Raw genomic sequence first — 3,415 nt, 5'->3', positions numbered from 1 at the left:
GCTTACTTCCCCTGTGTGCGGCGCCCTGGCTACCCGCCAGGGCTCACGATATGGATGTTCGGTTTGTAGTTGTGCACGCCGGCAAGTGCCGACGCATGACGCCTCACGGCGTCGCGAACTGGGCCTTGCACTTCACGCCCGACGGCAGGTCGAGCGCACTGTTGGCTAGATCGAGAAGTACGACGAAGGTACCGCTGGCGGGATCGATCACACGATCGATGTTCGCCACCTTGGCGGGGTACGGATGACCGGGCTGCACTTCGGAGGTCACATGCACCGGCGCACCGATTTTCGGTTCCCCGAAGGCACGCAACGGCATGACGACACGCACGCGCAGCGGATCGAGGCGGGCAACCTTGAGGATGGCGTGCTTGGTAGCGCCGGGTTCGACGATCTCGCCCGGCCAGATCATCTGGTCGACCACGACACCGTCGAAGGGGCTGCGGATAGTGCGCAGCGCGAGTTGCGCGTTCTGCTGGTTGAGTTCCAGCCGTGCGACCTCGCGGTTTTCCCTGGCGGTCTGCAGTTCCGCCTTCGCACTACGCAACTCCGCCTCGGCATCGTCGCGGTCCTGCGGTGACATCAGCTTCTCCGCGGCCATGTCGCGGCGGCGGCTGTACTTGCGATCGGCGAACTCGATCTTCGCTTCGGCCAGCTGGCTGGGACCGCTCAGTTGCGATTTGTACTTGGCCAGGTCGGCCGCCGCCTGCTCGGCATGCGATTCGAGGACAGCCAGTACCTGGTTGCGTTTGACCCGGTCGCCCCGCTGCACGAGAACCTTGTCGACCATGCCACTGACAGGCGTGCCGAGTTCGATCGTCTGCGCGGGTTCAATCAGGCAGTCGTAGGAGGCCGGCAGCGACAGGGCGCTGGCATGCGCCGTCATGGCGCAGCCGAATCCTAGGCAAGCGAAAACCGCTCGCCGACTCCCTGCATTGAAACCATCCCCTGGGCGCGCGATCCGCACGCCATCCTTGTCACGCATCACGTCCATGCCTCTGGCCACCGCGGCGACGCAGGCTGCGTCACCCCCTGTCACGACGACCGGGTCGCAATTTATCCGAGGCGCGGGGGACTCGCAAGGAAATACTCAAAGGCCGTAATTGGTTACGACTGACCGGTTTTAACTATGCGAGCGCCAACAGATAGTTGCCGATGATTCTTGACCCAGCACGTGTAGCTTGTCGACCAGGTTTGCGGAGGCGGGGACAGCCTCCGCAACGCCGTCGGTACGGGTCAGGGTCGACCTGTCGAATGCAATTCGCCCGTCAGCACCCGATATAGAAAGTGATGAATTCGCAAGCCGATCTCCAACCCATGCGACTCCAGCGCGAAATGCCCCGTGTCGTAGAAGTGCACCTCGGCATCGGGCAGATCGCGTTTGAAGGCCTCCGCGCCCTGGGGCAGGAAGAAAGGATCGTGTTGGCCCCATACGGCGAGCAGGGGAGGCCGATGCGTGCGGAAGTAGGCCTGGAACTCCGGATACCTGGCCACATTGTTGCGATAGTCCAGGAACAGGTCCAGCTGTATGTCGTGGTTACCCGGCCGCGACACCTGTGCGAAGTCGAGTGCGTAGGTCTCCGGTGCCACCAGCGAGGGATCGGGAACACCGTGGGTGTATTGCCACTTGATCGCCTCCAGGCTCAGGAACTGCCGCACCACCTCGCGATTGGCATCGGTCGCGTCCTGCCAGTACTTCTGTATGGGATTCCATCCCTCGCTCAGGCCTTCCTCGTAGGCATTGCCATTCTGCGTCACGATCGCGGTGATGCGCTCCGGGTGCGCCGCCGCCAGACGCCAGCCGACGGGCGCGCCGTAATCGAACACCTGCATCGCATAACGCTCGAGACCAAGTACCCGGGTGAAAGCGTCCATCGTCGTTGCCAGACGATCGAAGGTATATGCATAGGCCGCGTGCTCGGGCACCTCGGTCAACCCGAAGCCGGGCAGGTCGGGCGCGACGACGTGATAGCGATCGGCCAGCAGGGGAATCAGGTTGCGGTACATGAAGGAGGACGTGGGGAAGCCGTGCAGCAGCAGGATCGTGGGTGCGGCGGGATCGCCTGCTTCGCGGTAGAACACGTTGACACCATCGGCCTGGGCGTAACGGTAGTGGACAGGCATCGGGGGACGCGGGTCGATCGTGTCGTGGGGTTCGGGGGCGGTTGCTGAGGCAAGCCTTGCGACGGGAGGATTTTGGCTGGACATAGGGAACTCCTTGGGCACTAAGCGATGTAACTTCAAAAAGTGGTTTAAGGACGTTACATCCGACCGTAGTAACTGGTCAATGTGTAATTTAGTGGTTACACTAGGCGCACCCATCCTGGATGCAGCGCATGGCTACCTCCGTTACCCAAAGCGGCACCTCGCCCCTGTTCCTCGGCGACGATCTCGCTCTCGACTTCATCAACAGCGTGTACGGTCCTTTGGGAGCCCGTGTCGATCACTTCGCGGATCCGGAACGTACGTCGGCCTGGTTCGCGGCTGCCGGACTCGCGACGCCGGCAGCGGGCAGGGCGCGCGGCGCCCTATCGGCCGAGGCGAGACAACTGCGCGACCATGCGCGCGATCTCGTGGAGCGGCGCAAGCGAGGTGAGCCCGCCGACCCTGGCCTGCTCAACCGCCTGCTGGAGGCGGGAAGTGCCTATGCCACGTTGGACTGGCCTGCCGGCGACGTTCCGTCCATTGCCATGCATGAACGCGCGGAGGGCACGTCGGGACTGTTGCTGCCCGTGGCGAACGCGCTTGCTACGCTGCTTTCTACGGCCAACTTCGACCTCGTCAGAAAGTGTGAGAGCGACGAATGCACGCTGTGGTTCCACGACCGCACGCGCTCGCATCATCGTCGCTGGTGCAGCCAGGCGACGTGTGGCAACCGGATGAAGGTGGCCGCTTTTAGGGCGCGTAAGCGCGGGTAACCCGCGATGTTGGCCCGAATTAGGCAACGTTGCCCTCGCGTGGCCAGTCGACACTGGTAGGTGCGGTAGCCGCGTTGTAGGTTCGGCATATGCCGAACGTTCCGGATGGCCGTAGGCAGGGGAGTGCGCCAAGACATCCATCAGGAAGGAACGGCTTATGAAGAAGCTACTGATTGGATTCGTCTTGCTCACCGTCGCGTTGGCGGCGCAGGCATCGACCGCCACGAAGATGCATGGCCCGCTACAGGGATTCTTTCCGCCCTCCTGCCTGATCGGGCAGACGCTTGTCACCCACTACGACGCGAATGGACGGGTCACCGGCTACGAATGCGTTGGCACGCCCGATCCGAACGGGCGCTGATGGCGGCTACGGGGAATCGTTAGCCAGACGCGGCCTACGGCTCAGCGGCGGTGTCGATCGCCGCTGATCTTGTTAGCCTCGGCGTGCTGGTGGGCCATTCAGTCGTGCCGCATCCGGGCTTCTCGCACGCGCCGCG

General features: G+C 63.2%; 4 protein-coding genes. 2 read left to right on the top strand and 2 right to left on the bottom strand.

The annotated features are described in order from the left end of the window. Positions 1–103 precede the first annotated feature (103 nt). Together AB8808_RS11440 and AB8808_RS11435 are read right to left on the bottom strand one after the other, a co-directional pair. Positions 104–886, bottom strand: a complete 783-nt coding sequence (locus AB8808_RS11440) for an efflux RND transporter periplasmic adaptor subunit (RefSeq protein WP_369929458.1) — start codon at positions 884–886, stop codon at positions 104–106. Between the two features lie 350 nt (positions 887–1,236). Further along, positions 1,237–2,124, bottom strand: coding sequence for an alpha/beta fold hydrolase (locus tag AB8808_RS11435; RefSeq protein ID WP_369929456.1), 888 nt, complete (start codon positions 2,122–2,124; stop codon positions 1,237–1,239). 212 nt (positions 2,125–2,336) lie between these two features. On the opposite strand from AB8808_RS11435, the gene AB8808_RS11430 reads away from it, so the two are divergent. Together AB8808_RS11430 and AB8808_RS11425 are read left to right on the top strand one after the other, a co-directional pair. After that, the gene (locus AB8808_RS11430; RefSeq protein WP_369929454.1) at positions 2,337–2,918 is read left to right on the top strand and encodes a CGNR zinc finger domain-containing protein; all 582 of its coding nucleotides are present in this window, start codon (positions 2,337–2,339) and stop codon (positions 2,916–2,918) included. 157 nt (positions 2,919–3,075) lie between these two features. Then, positions 3,076–3,279 (top strand): hypothetical protein, encoded by a 204-nt coding sequence (locus AB8808_RS11425; protein ID WP_369929452.1) that lies wholly within the window; start codon positions 3,076–3,078, stop codon positions 3,277–3,279. The last annotated feature ends 136 nt before the right edge of the window (positions 3,280–3,415 follow it).

It is taken from the genome of Xanthomonas sp. NCPPB 2632, assembly GCF_041228075.2.
Lineage (GTDB): Bacteria > Pseudomonadota > Gammaproteobacteria > Xanthomonadales > Rhodanobacteraceae > Luteibacter.
This window is presented reverse-complemented; position numbering and strand designations above follow the sequence as displayed.